The organism is Clostridium sp. BL-8, assembly GCF_002006495.1.
Taxonomy (GTDB): Bacteria; Bacillota; Clostridia; order Clostridiales; family Clostridiaceae; genus Clostridium.
Genome location: NZ_LZZL01000029.1, coordinates 1 through 15,222 on the forward strand (window position 1 = coordinate 1; position 15,222 = coordinate 15,222).

Genomic DNA, 15,222 nt, shown 5'->3' on the forward strand with positions numbered 1-15,222 from the left:
CAGGCGAATAAGATTTATTTTTTATTCTTTTTGACACACAAAACCTACTTAATTGACCTTTTTAATAAGTTATCCACAGCTTTAACTTTATTATGAATTCCTAAAGAATAAAAAAATACTATTTTGTAGGAGCAGGTAATTCGTTAATTTTCATTTTAAATAACACATAAGGTTTTTCTCTTAAATCTTTTCCATAGTGATATTTTGCTTGTCTATGCAATTGATTTGCCGTAAAATACAAATATTTATCTGTGCCTATTGAGAGTGTGTCTGGCCATAGTATTCGTGGATCATGAGCAATAGTTCTCATGGTTCCGTCTGTCCAAATTATTCTAATGCTGTTATTTTCATAATCTCCAGCATATATTTTCCCCTTTGAATCAGTAATCATACCATCAGATGCACCTTTTTCTCCTAAGTATTTAACGCAAGAAGATAATTCTGAGTCTGTAATCTTTCTGTTTCTTAAAAGCTCCGTTTCTATAGAATATAAGTCTCGACTTGCTAACGCGCAGTAATAGAGCACTTCCCCATCAGGAGATATTGCAATTCCATCTGATGACGTTGTAATTCTAGAGGTTGCTCCACTATTGCTTCTATTAAGTAATACCTTACCTTCAACTTTAGGAAGAAAATTTTTGTCATAGGAAGTTGATTTATCTCCATTTAAGCGTCTAAATGCTTTTCCACTGCATAAATCAACTACAATAATTCCACCTGGTCCCCTATCTGCTGAATCTGTAATGTATGCATATCCTTCATCTCCAACACGATAATCTATACGCATATCGTTTAAATAAGTAGTAGGTAAAACTACATCATCAGAAAAAATATAGCTTCTTTTAAGCTTATTAGTAGCTAAATCTACACAAACAAGTTTTGCTCCACCTTTTATAGGTCTCGAAAATTTTGGTGCTGCTGTATCCAATACCCAAAGGGCTCCTCTACCATCTGCAACAACACTTTGCACGCTTATAAAACATTTATCTAAATTATCATAATCTACCTCATTTGTACTTAAATCAGGATATGGAACTAACTTATTTTTAATTATTTCTGCTACAGTGAACTTGACATCATCTCCCCATTTAGGAAAGTTTACAAATATACGTCCATTTTCTGAAATAGTAACTCCAGTAGGCATTGCTCCATAAAAAGTGAAAACTTGTTTCAAATCACCAAAAAATGTTTCTGTAGGGAACTTTTTATGTCTCATGTATTTCTCCTTTTTATTCTTATAATATGACCTTTAGAGATCTGTTATAACAAGATTAAAGTGCCTCCATTCATAGAACTTCTAGCAGATTTAATTTTATGATATAATTATTTCAACTTCTGCAAGTAATTCGAAGTTAATTTTTTATTATCTGGAGGCGAAAAATGTATACAGTAAAGGAAGTAGCTGAGAAATTAAATCTCACTGAACATACCATCCGTTTTTACACAGACAAAGGATTGGTTCCAACCATACAACGTGACAAAAATAACATTCGTCTTTTTGATGAGGAATCTGTCAATTGGCTGATATGTGTCAAGTGCTTAAAAGAATGCGGAATGTCAATAGACAGCATTAAAAACTATATTGACCTTTGTCAAGAAGGTGATTCAACAATTCCTACTCGCCACGAAATTATCTTAGAACAGAGTAAACATGCTTATGCTCAATTAGAGGAAGCAAAGCAACGAGCTCAATATATGGAAAGAAAGTTAAAGCACTATTCAGATATTATAAAGCATGGAATTCCTGATGATACAAATCCAGAAAACTGGAATAAAAACCGATGTAAATATTAATCTTCATTAGCGTAAAAAAATCAGATAGTCTCTGCAATTTTTATTGCTTAAAGGCTATCTGATTTGCATTTAGTGCTTCCGTTGTTGGAAGTAATTTTATAACAAATTAGATTCGTTTATTTAGAAATTTTTTCAATTCCTATAAAATCTTTTTTACAGACTTTGAGCTGTTGGACGAACTATCATTTCATTGATATCCACATTTGGTGGCTGCTGAATGGCAAATAATATCGTATTGGCTATATCATTAGCTTCCAGAGGAGTCCATTCTTTATTGCCCAATTTCTCTAATTCAGGAAAAATTGAGGTATCAGTAATGGTATTGCTCAATTCGGTTGCTACAGATCCAGGACAGATAAGGGTAGTCCTGATCTTTTGATTTGGTGTAATTTCTGCTCTCATTCCTTCTGTCAATACTTTTACCGCAGATTTAGTGGCGCTATAAACGGAACTAGAAGGGAAAATTACATGTGATGCAATTGAGCCAAAATTAATGATATGTCCCTCATTGCGTTCCTCCATGTGCTTATATACAACTGCCATCCCATAAAGAACACCCTTTATATTTACATCAATCATTTGTTCCCACTCGTTGACTTTTAGGTTTCGGAAAAATGAAAGTGGCATAACTCCCGCATTGTTAATCATAATGTCGATTTGTCCGTAGGTTTTAATCGTTTCGTTTGCCAAAGCTTCCATGTCTGCATATGAAGTAACATCCGTAACTTTGTAGCTGGCTTCTCCCCCTCCGTTGTTGATTTCTTTACATAACTCCTGCAACCGCTCTTCACGTCGAGCGGCCATCATAACTTTAATTCCGTTATTGGCAAGGACCCTAGCTGTAGCCGCTCCCATTCCGCTGCTTGCACCTGTTATAATAGCTACTTTTGTATTCATGTACGATTCTCCTTTACTAATGTTTTTTTCCTTATCACATGAGTAATATCATATGATATTTTCAAAATACTCCTTTCGAGTAACACGAAGTCAAGCATTTTTAAAAATTAATAGGCTTAGTTATAAGATTTCTTTAAAAAAAGCCCACAAAAATCTAATTTCTAGACTTTCATAGGCTTATGATTAATATGAAATACATATTAAAATTGACTATTCTTTTCTTAAAATATCTAAAGTATGTCCGCTTGCTCCAAGTAAATCTGGTCTTTCACATGTAGAAAAATGATAATCCATAAAAAGCTTAAAGGTATCTTCATTCATAGCACTTATAACAGTTCTCATATAATTAGCTGGTCCATCTGCTGCAATTAATTTTATTCTTTGAAGTTTTACTTCCTCGTTTAATTTATTAATATCTTCAATTCTTACATAATCATATAAATCTTCTGGTTTTGATACAACATGAAAATCCTCTGTAAGTTTCCCATTATCAATAGATGAACGAATATTATTTTCCTTAAAACCATATGTTATTACGCTATATTCATTCATACAATAAGCTACTAATATAACACCGCCAGGTTTAGTTACTCTTTTTGCTTCGTGCAGTGCTTTCACTTTATCTTCAAAGGTATATAAATGATACATTGGCCCAAACACCAATGTCATATCAAAAGCATCATCTGAAAATCTTGATAAATCCAATGCTGTTCCCTGATATGCTTTTACTGTACTTCCTTTTGACTTTAATACACCTAGATTATGCTTTACAAGTTCAACTGCAGTAACATCATAGCCTTCATTTGCTAGTTGTACAGAGTATCTCCCCGTGCCAGCACCAACATCTAAGATTTTTGCATTTTTATTATCCTCTAGATAATCATGAATATACTTCATTGAAGTAATATATTCAACTTGCCCATATTTTCTTGTTAATCTTTTGTCCTCGCAAAATTTATTGTAGTATTTCTCTAGTTCACTTGTCATATCTTTATATTCCTCATCTATTATTATATTAGAAATTATTAAATTCCCATTACACTACCTTTATAGATATCCAACTTTAAACTTGAACTTATCATTTGTAACTTGTCACTGCCTTGATTGTTGCCTTAATCTATAAAAAACATGAGTTCTAAGTTATAAGTCTAGTTCTTATTTTATATATCTATATATTCTAACAAATATTATACTATATATTGCGTTAAAATATAAACTTTCTTTGCAAATACTGAAATTAGATAAGGCAATAGGAACCCAAAAAACATAGTGTTCCTAGTATCATGAACTTGATAAATTTTCTCATAAAAAATAGGGTTTGCTAAGCAAACCCTACTACTTATTCTCTATTTTTTATTCTTTTTCTCCACCTTCAACTACAATTTGATCAGCAGTAATATCGTCTGGGAAACTTGCCTTTAATGTGTCCTCATAATCTTTATGGAAGAATTGTTCATCTTTTAATTTACCTTTAATTAAGCCATTTACATAATCCAATAATTCGTTATTTCCTTGCTTAACAGCACCAGCTATATAATCTTTATTACCTAATTCTTTAATACCAACTACATAACCAGGATTCTTTTTCGCCCATACAAGTACTGTTGTATTATCTTGTGAAAAAGCATCTGCTCTACCTGAAGTCAAGGCTTGGAAACCATCTGAAACGGCATCTACTTTTACTATGTTTGCATCTGGAACATTAGTTGAGAAATACGAATCTTGTGTAGTACCTGTATTAACAGCTAATGTTTTACCTTTTAACTGATCTGCAGATGTTATAGGATTCTTTTCGCTAGAAACCACACCTATAGAAACTTTTTCATAAGGTAATGTGAAATCTACACTTTTAGCTCTATCATCTGTAACTGTGAAATCTGCAAGCATTAAGTCTACTTTTCCTGTTTGTACATAAGCAACTCTGTCTGCTGGATTTACAACTACCCAAGTGATTTTATTTTCATCACCAAGTAATTCCTTAGCAACTCTTTTACCAAATTCTACATCATAACCTTTATAACTTCCATCAGCATCTTGATAGCAAAATGGTGCATCATCTGAAAAAATACCTATTTTTATTGTATCTGCTTTTTTAATTGCAGCTATTGAACCAGGTTGTGCATTTGTTCCCGATTGACTTGTATTTCCACAGCCTACCATTCCTACTACTAATGCAAGACCAGCTAAAATTGTTAAAATCTTTTTCGTTTTCTTCATTTTATTCACTCCTAAACCATAAATAATAAATATAAATTTTATATAAAACATTAAATATCTTATTTCGATACCTAATTATTAGACAACTAATTCTCTGATAAATTTAAAAATCTTTTTGCTTCAACTGTATCCGGAGATCTGAAAAATTTATCTGGTGTATTCACTTCTGCAATTTTTCCGCCTTCCATAAATATAATCTTGTCAGATACTTTTTCTGCAAATGCCATTTCATGTGTAACAACAAGCATAGTAAGTCCTTGATCTTTTAACCCTTTAATTACATCCAAAACTTCTCTTACCATTTCTGGATCTAATGCAGCAGTAACCTCATCAAATAATATTATTTCTGGATTCATCGAAAGAGCCCTGCAGATAGCTACCCTTTGTTTTTGTCCACCAGATAATTCTCTTGGATAAGCTAATTTCTTTTCTGCTAACCCTACTCTTTCCAAGTGCTTTAAAGCTTCTTTTACAGCCTCATCTTTACTTTTCTTTTCTACCTTCATAGGTCCTAAAATAATATTATTTAAAACATTCATGTGCGGAAATAAGTCATAACTTTGAAATACCATACTTATCTTTTTTCTTATCTCACACCAATGTTTATATTTAGCCCCAGGTTTTGTAATCAACTCTTTATTTAAATATATTTCTCCGCCTTGAATTTCTTCTAATCCGTTAATACATCTTAAAAGCGTTGATTTTCCGCAGCCAGAACGGCCCAATATAGAAATTACCTCACCTTTTTCCACATCAAAACTAATATCATTAAGTACGGTATTTTCTTTATAGGATTTTTTAATATTTTTTACACTTAGTAACATGTGTTTCACCTCTTGTATGCAAAATTCGTTTTTGATTGTGTCTTATATCACCGAAACTTTCTTCTCTAAATATTTTGAAAACAATGATAAAGGATAACAAATAATGAAGTAAACAATTAATAGGATGAAATACATCGTAAACGAAATATAACTATTAGGATTGTTGTAATATACTACCTGAATAATGTTTTGCGAAACCTTTAACACTTCTGAAACACCTATTAAAAATACTATATTAGTGGTTTTTATAAGACGCGTTGCCAAATTAACTATAGCTGGTATGCTTCTTATTACTACTTGTGGCAAAATTACATATCTATACATTTGAATTTTTGTAAGTCCTATGGCTGCACTTGATTCAAACTGACTTTTTGGTAGACTTTCTATATAGCTCCTTACTAAATCACCAATTTCGAAAGTTCCCCACAATGTGAAAACAATAATTGATACAACCATATTATCTGTTTGTATATTAAAAACATAAGACACACCAAAAAAGAACACAAATAACCAAATTAAAGGGTGAATTAATCTAAATGCTTCTAATAAGACTCTTAATACAATGTTAACTAATTTATTTTTTGAAGTCATAAGTACGCCAACTATAAATCCTAAAATAATAGATAATACCAAAGAAATAGCGGATAGTTTTATAGTAACAACAAAACCATCTAACAACCTTGGAAAAGCTTGTATTATATTATCAATTCCCAAATTCTGCAAAACGCATCTTCCTTTCTAACATTGAAAATCCATAAGACATTGGTATCAAAATAACCAAATAAGAAATAATCATCATTATAATAATAGGAACAGTCAAATCTGCACGTAAACTTATTATTGCAAAAGCTTGATAAACTATTTCAGGAAGTAAAATTATTTTCATTGTAGATACTTCTTTGGTTAAAAAAATAGCATTGTTGTTTAATGCAGCAATAGAAATTGAAATTGATTGAGGTAAAATAAGATATCTCAACGTATCAAATTTTGATAACCCTATTGCCATTGCAAGCTCTTTTTGATTTTTTGAAATTGCTTTTGTACCAGAATAAATAGCTTCACACATGTATGCACCCCCTAAGAGAGAAAGCACTATTACAGATGAAGTAAAACTATCTATCTTCATAAATACTTTAGGTAATCCATAAAAAATGAAATAAGCCTGTATTAATGAAGGAGTATTTCTAAAAAACTCCACATAAATATAAATAATAGTTTTTAATACAGGTATTTTATAATATATAGCTATACTGCATATAAACCCTATAATAAAAGCTATTATAATAGATAAAACTGCCACCTCTATTGTCACAAGTGAAGCTTTTGCAAATATACTAACTAAATTAAAAGTATTGTTTATCTCCATAGAATCTCCTTACCAACATGTTTGTTTATATACTTTTAGGTGTTCTAAATATATCTAATTCTCTAACAGTAGATTTTCTAAGACATTTTACATATTTCCTATCTTTTTAATATGATATAGTACTTTATATACAATGTCAATAGGTTTAGTGTATTTTAAGGCTCAACTACCACATTTTATATTATAAATTTATTCTTCAAGCATTACATTTCATATAAATCACACATGTTAATTCTCTATGATTCCAATTTCTTAGATATTTTTTTACGCATCTGCCTTTCTTAAGCGCATGTGAGATATACCCTAATGCTAAATTAATTCAATTCAATTATTTGATTAAAGAATCAAAAAAACGAGGCCAAAGCCTCGTATGTTCTATTTGTCTTGTGTAGTTTTAGTTTTGTATTCTTCAAATGGTAACTTAATTACAACTCCTGTTTCATCAAATTTATAATTCGTACCTTCTAGGGGACTTTTACTATTAACTAAATTCATTCCAATAGCATAAATAGCTTCTGCATAAGTGCGAGGATTCCTAGGTACAGTACCAGCAATGGATCCTTTTTTTATCATTTCTTCAATTTCCGGACTTATATTGATTGCGAAAATTGGAATAGTTTTTTTCTCATCTCCCATATTATACCCATACTTTTGAAGTGCTTTAACAGCACCTACTGCCATAGAATGATTATTGACGACTATAGCTTCTATTTTACCATCATATTTAATAAACAACGATCCTATAATTTCTTCTGATAAATCTTGATTCCAATTAGCATTTACTGATGCGAGCTCTTGTGTTTTTATTCCCGCCTCTTTAATTGCTTTTAGAACATACATCGTCCTTTCTTTGGTTGCAAAGCTCTCTTCATTTCCTTTTATCATTACATACTGTAGTATGTCATCCTTGTTTTTATCCATTATAGCTTTATTGGCATTCCATTCATCTGCAATCATTTTTCCTTGTAGGGTTCCGGCCTGTTTTGAATCATTATTTATTATAAGAGCTTTTGGATAACTTCTAATTACATCTAATTTTACAGGTGTTACATCAAAAAAAATTATTGGAATACCTTTAGCTTTCTTAATTGTAGTATCTATCAAATCCGGTACCGTCTGTCCAGCTATGTCTACTAATAGAAGATCATAATTATCATTAAGCATCTTATTTAAAAGTTCACCTTCTCTAGCAGGATTTTCCTCTCCATCAAATACAGTAAATTTAACCTTATCTCCTTTTTCATTTGCAATATCCTTTAAGTTCTCTGCAACAAGAAAACTAAATACATTATCACTATAAACTAATACTCCTACTTCTACAGGTCTCTTTGATTCAATCCCGGTAATATTACTTACTGCTTTTACACTGAAATTTAATGTCATAGTAATTATAAAAATTAACCTTATAATAACCGTTAGTAATCTTTTAAGTTCTTTCATTTTTCTCACCTAACAATTTTTAGAGCCTTAATATTATCTATTATTTGCATTAATGGATAATATATTCGACCGATGTATTTGTAACAATAACTGCATCGGTAATTACCTATTCAAATCAAATTTTGTATAAATTTTCATTATAACTTTGGTAGATTTTTAATGCGTAGTCGATAAATTAAGTCCTATAGTTCCTAATATAATTAATAAAATAGATATAACTTTAATTAAAGAAATATCTTCTTTAAATATTATTACTCCTATTACTGATATTACTGCTATTCCAATTCCTGACCAAATTGCATACGCAACACTTATTTCTATATTCTTAAGAGATAGCGATAATGATGCCAAACTAAAAACATAACAAATTAACATAATTATCGAATATCTTATATTAGTTAATCCATTGGAAAGTTTCATTAAAGTTGTTGCACATATTTCAAACATTATCGCACAGGCTAAAAATATATATGGCATTTAATCACCTCATTCTAATTTATTTATTAATATCTAAGAAAAAATATAACGGATATATCATTATTTTAATTATATCAAATTTTACCAAAGATCAATATATAATCATATGGTAAGAAGATTTAAACGCAAACTAAAAGGACTAAACTTTATTCAATACAAAGTTCAATCCTCACTAGTTTCTTAATCAAGTATTTCTAATAATTTGCCGGTGTCTCACTTAACAGTTCATCTTCTAAACGCTAATATATAAATTAGCTAAAATGTAATTTAAATACGTATTATCTGTTAAACATGATGTCTTCCTCTTGGTACTATAAAAGGTGAATTCGACACTGGATCTTGTATTACTACACAATCTAATCCAAAAACTGTATCAATTAATTCTGGAGTTATAACATCTTTTGGCGTACCCTGCTTAATAAGTTTTCCATTGCAAAGAACAAATATATAATCTGCATATCTAGCAGATAAATTTATATCATGAAGTACCATTACAATGGTTGTTCCTCTTTTGCGATTTAAATCTGTTAATAAATCAAGAATCTCTACTTGATAAGCAATATCAAGATACGTGGTTGGCTCATCTAAAAGCAGTATATCTGTCTGCTGGGCAAGTGCCATGGCAATCCAAACTCTTTGACGCTGTCCTCCAGATAACTCATCTACACTACGATTAGCAAGCTCTGTTATTCCCATTATTTCAAGAGCTTCCTCTATAGCTTCAAAATCAGTTGTATCCATACTTCTTAAAAATGATTGATATGGAAACCTGCCTCTTGAAACTAAATCCCAAACCGTTATCCCCTCAGGAACTATTGGTGATTGAGGAAGCAGACCTAAAACCTTTGCTAATTCCTTAGAAGGCATTGAAGTTATTTTTTTACCATCAATTATAACTTCTCCTGAAACAGGCCTAATAAGCCTTGCAAGTGTTTTTAGTAAAGTTGATTTACCACATGCATTTGCTCCAATAATAACACTGATCTTATTGCTTGGAATAGCTATATCAATTCCATCAATTATAATCTTTTTGTCATATCCAGTTACTATATTTTTTGCCTCAAATAGTTGTTGTTTCTTACTCATTATGCCTGTCCCCTCCTATTTATAAATATTAGCAGCAATAGCATATATGGCGCCCCTAAAATTCCCGTAACTACACCTACAGGAAATCTTGTACTAAATATGAATTGACCAATCATGTCTGCTCCAAGTACTAATAATACACCAACTAAACCTGATGCTAAAACATTTGGTGCTCCCAGCCCAACAAGTCTTGCTGAAATTGGACCAGATAAAAATGCAACGAAAGCTATAGGTCCTGTAACAGCAGTTGAAAAAGCAATTAAACATACTGAACTTAAAATCAGTATAATTCGTACTAAATTTATCTTAACACCAAGTGTAATAGCAAACTCATCTCCTAATTCTAATATTTGAAGCTGCTTTGTTAAGCATAAAATTATGACTCCAAATATAACTACAACTATAAATAAAATTGGTACAGCATCCATACTCATTCCATTTAAACTGCCGTTTAACCACCTAAGTGCATTTGACACATCATATTGCGAAGCTTTAACTAACAAAAATGATATAAGCGCATTTATCATTGCCTGTATCCCAATTCCTATAAGTATTAATCTACTGCCTGAAAATCCTGCCCCTTTAGATAACACATACACAAGTGTTGATACTACGACACCAGAAATTACTGCTGCTATAGAAACACCGCTTCCACTCATATGAAGAACTAATATACAAAATACTGCTGCAATACTAGAGCCTGAACTTATACCGATAATATCAGGACTAGCTAATGGATTCCTTAGCATAGTTTGAAAGGTATTTCCCGCTATTCCAAAAGCTAAACCAGCTAAAAGTCCACAAAGCATTCTTGGCAAACGTAAGGTTGCTATATTAAAGGTTGCTCCTTGTATTTGTTCTCCTCCAAGCACTCTCATAACTGTATTTAATGAGTAATTAGTTTTACCGTATAAAAGCGCAATTAAGCAAAGACTTACAGTTAAAACAAGTAGAATTATATTAACACTGATCATGCGTCTTTTCCTTTTAGTATACCCTTCTCTTATCATAGGATGAGTAGTTTGTATCATATAGCTCTCACCTTCGCTTTCCTTGCAATGATAATGAGAATTGGTGCTCCTAAAAATGCAGTAATAATTCCAACCTGAAGTTCACCAGGACTTCCAATTACTCTTCCAAAAACATCTGAAATTGTTAAAAGCATTGCTCCTCCGATAGCTGACATAGGAACTAATCCCCTTAGATTTGAGCCAAAAATAAGACGTATGCTGTGAGGTATCATTAATCCTACAAATCCAATGGGTCCTGCAATTGCAGTAATTGCGCCACATAATATAACTCCTGCAATTGCACATGTAATTCTAATAATCCCTATATTTACACCTAAGCCAGTTGCAACCTCATCACCTAAAGCTAAAACATCAAGTGCTGGCGTTGCTACTATACTTATTATTAATCCAACTATTAAAAATGGCAGAATTAAATTAATGCTCTCCCAAGTCGCACCACTCACACTTCCAACCTGCCAAAATCTAAACTTATCCATTACTTCACTTCTAGGAAGTATAATTGCACTTACTAAAGAGGTTAGAACTGCACTGGTAGCTGAGCCTGCCAAAGCAAGCTTTATTGGCGTCATGCCACCACTCCCCATAGATGCTATCCCGTAAACAAATATTGAGGTTATCCCTGCCCCAGCCAGTGCAGTCCAAATATACTGATTGGCTGAATTTATATTAAAAAAAGCTATCCCAATTACAACAAATAAAGATGCACCTGTATTAACACCTAAGATACTTGGATCTGCTATTGGATTTCTAGTAATTGACTGCATAAGAGCTCCTGATATTCCGAGAGAAGCTCCTGCCATAATACTAAAAATAGTTCTTGGAATACGTTCACGAACTACTAATGCAGCAAAAGACATATCGTCACTATTTAATAAAGCATTAATTGCTTGACCAAACTCTATATTTTTTGACCCCCACGCTAGTGATACTATTATACATATACCTAGAAAAATAATACTTACTAAGTATATTCCTATTGTTTTTGTAATTCTCATTGTACTTTATCTGCTGCCTCTCCAATTATCTTTAGATATTCATCAATTGTTTTCGGAATAGATAATGCACTAGGGGTACAAGATGCTGCGAGTGTTGATCCATCTTCTATAAGTGCAACCGAACCTCTTTTTATTGCTGGAACTGTTCCAAGTAACGGATCTGATTGTAATTGCTTTAATAATGTATCATTTCCATAAGTCACTATAACATCTATATCGGATAACTTATCAATATTTTCTGAACTAATTTCAAGAGCAAAGCTATCTGAAGTCTGCACTAATTTTTGAACACTATCAGGAAATTCTAATCCTAAATCTGTTAGATATGCTGCACGAGGATCTGTTGGGAGGTATATGTAGAACTTACCTAAATCAGCAGGGTTAAAGTAACAAAATGCAGCTTTTTTACCTTTAAGATTAGGATACTCACTAGTTTTTTCCGCTATTAGATCTTCTAAATTTGAAACTAATTTATCTCCTTCATCCTTTTTGCCAATTGCAGTTGCATTAGTTGTTATTTGATCACGCCAATATGTTTGCCATGGAAGTTTAGGATATGCTACAACAGGAGCAATTTTACTTAACATATCGTATTCCTCTTGTGTAATTCCTGAGTATGCAGCTAATATAACATCTGGGTTAGCATTACTAATAGCTTCATAATCCAAACCGTCTATATCATCAAAAGTAACAGGCTTTTCTACACCTAATTCCTTGTACTTTTCTGCTGTCCATGGTAATAAACCATTTTCGTCTGCTTTTCCATAGTTAGCCTTAGATACGCCAACTGGTACAACTCCTAATGCTAAAGGAACATCTTGATTTCCCCAAGAAATTGTAACAACCTTTTCTGGCCGCTTTTCAATTACAGTTTCTCCAAAAGCATGCTTAATTGTTAATGGATAAGTTACAGAAGCACTTTGGCTCACATTAGATTTATCTTGATTTTGTCCTGCCTGACTTGAGCATCCTGTTATTAATAAAGTACAAGTAAGAATTATTGTCGTTATTCCTTTTAATTTCATGATCACCCTCCTAATTGTTATGTTGATTGTATTGAGTTTAATTTATATTTGAATCTTCAAGCACTAAATGATAATGAAAATAATTATCATTTACATTTCAGTATTATTTTATAGTGGTCCGCGAAATTTGTCAACCTTGCATTTTTTAACCTTTGAGATTTCAAAAAAGTGTCCTCCTCAGACACAACTTATTTATTCAAAACAAAAATACTACTTTCTATAAATATAAAGTAGCATTTTTTAACTATTAACACTTATTTATAACGATTTAAAAGCTTTTAATTTTACATATATATTGCAATTAAAAATTCACAATATATATTACATTTCCATTTCATTAATATCATCAGCTATTATTAAGTCAGCATCAGTGAGGTTTACTACCTCTTCAACCGTTACTCCTGGCGCCACTTCCATTAATATTAATCCTTTATCTGTGACTTTCATAACCGCTTTATCTGTAATTATAAGATTAAGACATCCTTTATTTTATCCTCACAAAATTTATTGTGGTATTTTTACACCTACAAGCTATATAAGCTGCAATAATGAAACTACATTACTATTGTTTACATGAATAGTAACACAACATGTGTAATGTAAATTCTTTAACGCAACTTATATAGCTTATCTTAACTTAACAATTCCTCTTCTTTAAATTCCTCCAATTTACTTTTACCTTTATTGAGACCTAAAGCAAAATAGCCGATAGTAATGATGATGCAGAATATAATTCCAATCAATAATGACATTTGCGTATCTGAATTAACACACATGCCTATCAAAACTAAGCAAAGATATGCAACTACAATATAGTTGGCATATGGAAAAAGTTTCGACTTAAAAGGATGCTTTGCCATTTCTGCTGCATATTCTTTTCTAAATTTTATTTGACTAATACATAAAACAATCCATGGAACCATGCCTGGAAGTACGCTGGCACTATAGATATAAACAAATAATTTAGAGTTTGGATAAATGTAATTTAAAACTACACCTATAAGTAAACAAGTTAACGTTGTTTTAATAGCATTTGCTGGTACACCATCCTTGTTTAATTTACCAAGGAATTTAGGTGCCTGACCATTTTGAGACAATGTATAAAGCATACGCCCACAACTATAAATTCCACTATTGCATCCAGACATTGCAGCTGTAAGTACTACGAAATTGACTATACCCGCAGCAGCAGCAATCCCAATCTTAGAAAAAGTCAATACAAATGGACTTCCAAGAGTACTAATTTGATTCCATGGATAAATTGTTACAATTACAAATATAGCACCAATATAGAAAATCAATATACGCCAAATAATATTTTTGGTTGCCTTTCTTAATGTGTTTTTGGGATCTTGTGCTTCACCAGCTGTGATACCAATAAGTTCTACACCCTGATATGATGCTGTTACCATACATAATGCTAATAACCAGCCTTTCCAGCCTCCTGCAAAAAAACCTCCATGTGCTGTAAGATTTTTAAGCCCAATTGCCACACCATTATTACCAATACCAAAGAAAATCAACCCAAATCCAATTATAAGCATAGCTATAATAGTAACAACCTTAATCAAAGAAAACCAAAATTCAAATTCACCATAAAACTTAACAGACGCCATATTAGCAGCAGCTAAAATAGCCACGCCAATTAAAGCAGGAATCCAAGCTGGCAAATTTGGGAACCAGTAATTCATATAAATTCCAATAGCTGTAATTTCCGACATTCCAACAGCTATCCACATAAACCAGTAACACCATGCTGTCATATATCCAGCCCAAGGACTTATATATTTCTGTGCATAATTTGCAAAAGAACCTGTCACTGGTTCAAGATAAAGCATTTCCCCCATAATTCTCATAATTATATACATAGCAATGCCAGCTACTCCGTAGTCAAGCAATACTGATGGTCCTGCCCATTTGATCGTACTAGCTGATCCCATGAACAAGCCCACTCCAATTGTTCCTCCTAAAGCAATCAATTCAATATGACGTGCTTTTAAGCCTCGTGATAATTCTTTTTCTGCCACCTAAAATGTCCCCTTTCAAAAATGTATATTAATAAATTGTCTC

Annotated in this window: 15 protein-coding genes and 1 pseudogene; 1 reads left to right on the forward strand and 15 read right to left on the reverse strand. The window is 31.9% G+C overall.

Features of this window, described 5'->3' with window-relative positions:
* Window positions 1-118: 118 nt before the first annotated feature.
* Window positions 119-1,216 carry an L-dopachrome tautomerase-related protein gene (locus CLOBL_RS11525; protein ID WP_077859164.1) on the reverse strand — a complete coding sequence of 366 codons (1,098 nt, stop codon included), beginning with the start codon at window positions 1,214-1,216 and terminating at the stop codon, window positions 119-121.
* A 164-nt stretch (window positions 1,217-1,380) separates the two neighbouring features.
* Between CLOBL_RS11525 and CLOBL_RS11530 the strand changes: the two genes are divergently transcribed.
* Entirely contained in the window at window positions 1,381-1,794 is a 414-nt protein-coding gene (locus CLOBL_RS11530; RefSeq protein ID WP_077859165.1) for a MerR family transcriptional regulator, read from the forward strand.
* Between the two features lie 153 nt (window positions 1,795-1,947).
* On the opposite strand, the gene CLOBL_RS11535 is transcribed toward CLOBL_RS11530, so the two are convergent.
* The 14 genes and pseudogenes from CLOBL_RS11535 to CLOBL_RS11600 form a co-directional block, all read right to left on the reverse strand.
* The gene (locus CLOBL_RS11535) at window positions 1,948-2,691 is read right to left on the reverse strand and encodes an SDR family oxidoreductase (RefSeq protein ID WP_077859166.1); all 744 of its coding nucleotides are present in this window, start codon (window positions 2,689-2,691) and stop codon (window positions 1,948-1,950) included.
* Between the two features lie 210 nt (window positions 2,692-2,901).
* Complete coding sequence (locus CLOBL_RS11540) at window positions 2,902-3,678, reverse strand: class I SAM-dependent methyltransferase (RefSeq protein ID WP_077859167.1); 777 nt, start codon at window positions 3,676-3,678, stop codon at window positions 2,902-2,904.
* A 366-nt stretch (window positions 3,679-4,044) separates the two neighbouring features.
* Window positions 4,045-4,908, reverse strand: a complete 864-nt coding sequence (locus CLOBL_RS11545; RefSeq protein ID WP_077859168.1) for a transporter substrate-binding domain-containing protein — start codon at window positions 4,906-4,908, stop codon at window positions 4,045-4,047.
* A gap of 86 nt (window positions 4,909-4,994) precedes the next feature.
* Window positions 4,995-5,732: an amino acid ABC transporter ATP-binding protein gene (locus CLOBL_RS11550; RefSeq protein WP_077859169.1), complete on the reverse strand. Its 738-nt coding sequence runs from the start codon at window positions 5,730-5,732 to the stop codon at window positions 4,995-4,997.
* A 42-nt stretch (window positions 5,733-5,774) separates the two neighbouring features.
* Window positions 5,775-6,455 carry an amino acid ABC transporter permease gene (locus tag CLOBL_RS11555; RefSeq protein ID WP_009172299.1) on the reverse strand — a complete coding sequence of 227 codons (681 nt, stop codon included), beginning with the start codon at window positions 6,453-6,455 and terminating at the stop codon, window positions 5,775-5,777.
* Window positions 6,436-7,098, reverse strand: coding sequence for an ABC transporter permease subunit (locus CLOBL_RS11560; protein ID WP_077859170.1), 663 nt, complete (start codon window positions 7,096-7,098; stop codon window positions 6,436-6,438). The genes CLOBL_RS11555 and CLOBL_RS11560 overlap by 20 nt, the downstream gene beginning before the upstream one ends.
* A 375-nt stretch (window positions 7,099-7,473) precedes the next feature.
* The gene (locus CLOBL_RS11565; RefSeq protein WP_077859171.1) at window positions 7,474-8,538 is read right to left on the reverse strand and encodes a substrate-binding domain-containing protein; all 1,065 of its coding nucleotides are present in this window, start codon (window positions 8,536-8,538) and stop codon (window positions 7,474-7,476) included.
* A gap of 156 nt (window positions 8,539-8,694) precedes the next feature.
* Window positions 8,695-9,015 carry a multidrug efflux SMR transporter gene (locus tag CLOBL_RS11570; protein ID WP_077859172.1) on the reverse strand — a complete coding sequence of 107 codons (321 nt, stop codon included), beginning with the start codon at window positions 9,013-9,015 and terminating at the stop codon, window positions 8,695-8,697.
* Between the two features lie 285 nt (window positions 9,016-9,300).
* The gene (locus tag CLOBL_RS11575; protein ID WP_077859173.1) at window positions 9,301-10,101 is read right to left on the reverse strand and encodes an ABC transporter ATP-binding protein; all 801 of its coding nucleotides are present in this window, start codon (window positions 10,099-10,101) and stop codon (window positions 9,301-9,303) included.
* Window positions 10,101-11,132 (reverse strand): iron chelate uptake ABC transporter family permease subunit, encoded by a 1,032-nt coding sequence (locus CLOBL_RS11580; RefSeq protein ID WP_077859174.1) that lies wholly within the window; start codon window positions 11,130-11,132, stop codon window positions 10,101-10,103. Before CLOBL_RS11580 ends, CLOBL_RS11575 begins: the two co-directional genes overlap by 1 nt.
* Entirely contained in the window at window positions 11,129-12,127 is a 999-nt protein-coding gene (locus CLOBL_RS11585) for an iron chelate uptake ABC transporter family permease subunit (protein WP_077859175.1), read from the reverse strand. Before CLOBL_RS11585 ends, CLOBL_RS11580 begins: the two co-directional genes overlap by 4 nt.
* Window positions 12,124-13,152, reverse strand: a complete 1,029-nt coding sequence (locus tag CLOBL_RS11590; protein ID WP_077859176.1) for an iron-siderophore ABC transporter substrate-binding protein — start codon at window positions 13,150-13,152, stop codon at window positions 12,124-12,126. Before CLOBL_RS11590 ends, CLOBL_RS11585 begins: the two co-directional genes overlap by 4 nt.
* A 321-nt stretch (window positions 13,153-13,473) precedes the next feature.
* Window positions 13,474-13,632 (reverse strand): annotated as a pseudogene (locus CLOBL_RS11595) (succinyl-CoA--3-ketoacid-CoA transferase); the annotation flags it as partial.
* A gap of 152 nt (window positions 13,633-13,784) precedes the next feature.
* Window positions 13,785-15,179 carry an amino acid permease gene (locus tag CLOBL_RS11600; protein ID WP_077859177.1) on the reverse strand — a complete coding sequence of 465 codons (1,395 nt, stop codon included), beginning with the start codon at window positions 15,177-15,179 and terminating at the stop codon, window positions 13,785-13,787.
* Window positions 15,180-15,222: the final 43 nt, after the last annotated feature.

Bases quoted from the DNA above. Each gene is read 5' to 3' on its own strand.
- CLOBL_RS11525 (WP_077859164.1), bottom strand. From the start codon at position 1,216: ATGAGACATAAAAAGTTCCCTACAGAAACATTTTTTGGTGATTTGAAA.
- CLOBL_RS11530 (WP_077859165.1), top strand. From the start codon at position 1,381: ATGTATACAGTAAAGGAAGTAGCTGAGAAATTAAATCTCACTGAACAT.
- CLOBL_RS11535 (WP_077859166.1), bottom strand. From the start codon at position 2,691: ATGAATACAAAAGTAGCTATTATAACAGGTGCAAGCAGCGGAATGGGA.
- CLOBL_RS11540 (WP_077859167.1), bottom strand. From the start codon at position 3,678: ATGACAAGTGAACTAGAGAAATACTACAATAAATTTTGCGAGGACAAA.
- CLOBL_RS11545 (WP_077859168.1), bottom strand. From the start codon at position 4,908: ATGAAGAAAACGAAAAAGATTTTAACAATTTTAGCTGGTCTTGCATTA.
- CLOBL_RS11550 (WP_077859169.1), bottom strand. From the start codon at position 5,732: ATGTTACTAAGTGTAAAAAATATTAAAAAATCCTATAAAGAAAATACC.
- CLOBL_RS11560 (WP_077859170.1), bottom strand. From the start codon at position 7,098: ATGGAGATAAACAATACTTTTAATTTAGTTAGTATATTTGCAAAAGCT.
- CLOBL_RS11565 (WP_077859171.1), bottom strand. From the start codon at position 8,538: ATGAAAGAACTTAAAAGATTACTAACGGTTATTATAAGGTTAATTTTT.
- CLOBL_RS11570 (WP_077859172.1), bottom strand. From the start codon at position 9,015: ATGCCATATATATTTTTAGCCTGTGCGATAATGTTTGAAATATGTGCA.
- CLOBL_RS11575 (WP_077859173.1), bottom strand. From the start codon at position 10,101: ATGAGTAAGAAACAACAACTATTTGAGGCAAAAAATATAGTAACTGGA.
- CLOBL_RS11580 (WP_077859174.1), bottom strand. From the start codon at position 11,132: ATGATACAAACTACTCATCCTATGATAAGAGAAGGGTATACTAAAAGG.
- CLOBL_RS11585 (WP_077859175.1), bottom strand. From the start codon at position 12,127: ATGAGAATTACAAAAACAATAGGAATATACTTAGTAAGTATTATTTTT.
- CLOBL_RS11590 (WP_077859176.1), bottom strand. From the start codon at position 13,152: ATGAAATTAAAAGGAATAACGACAATAATTCTTACTTGTACTTTATTA.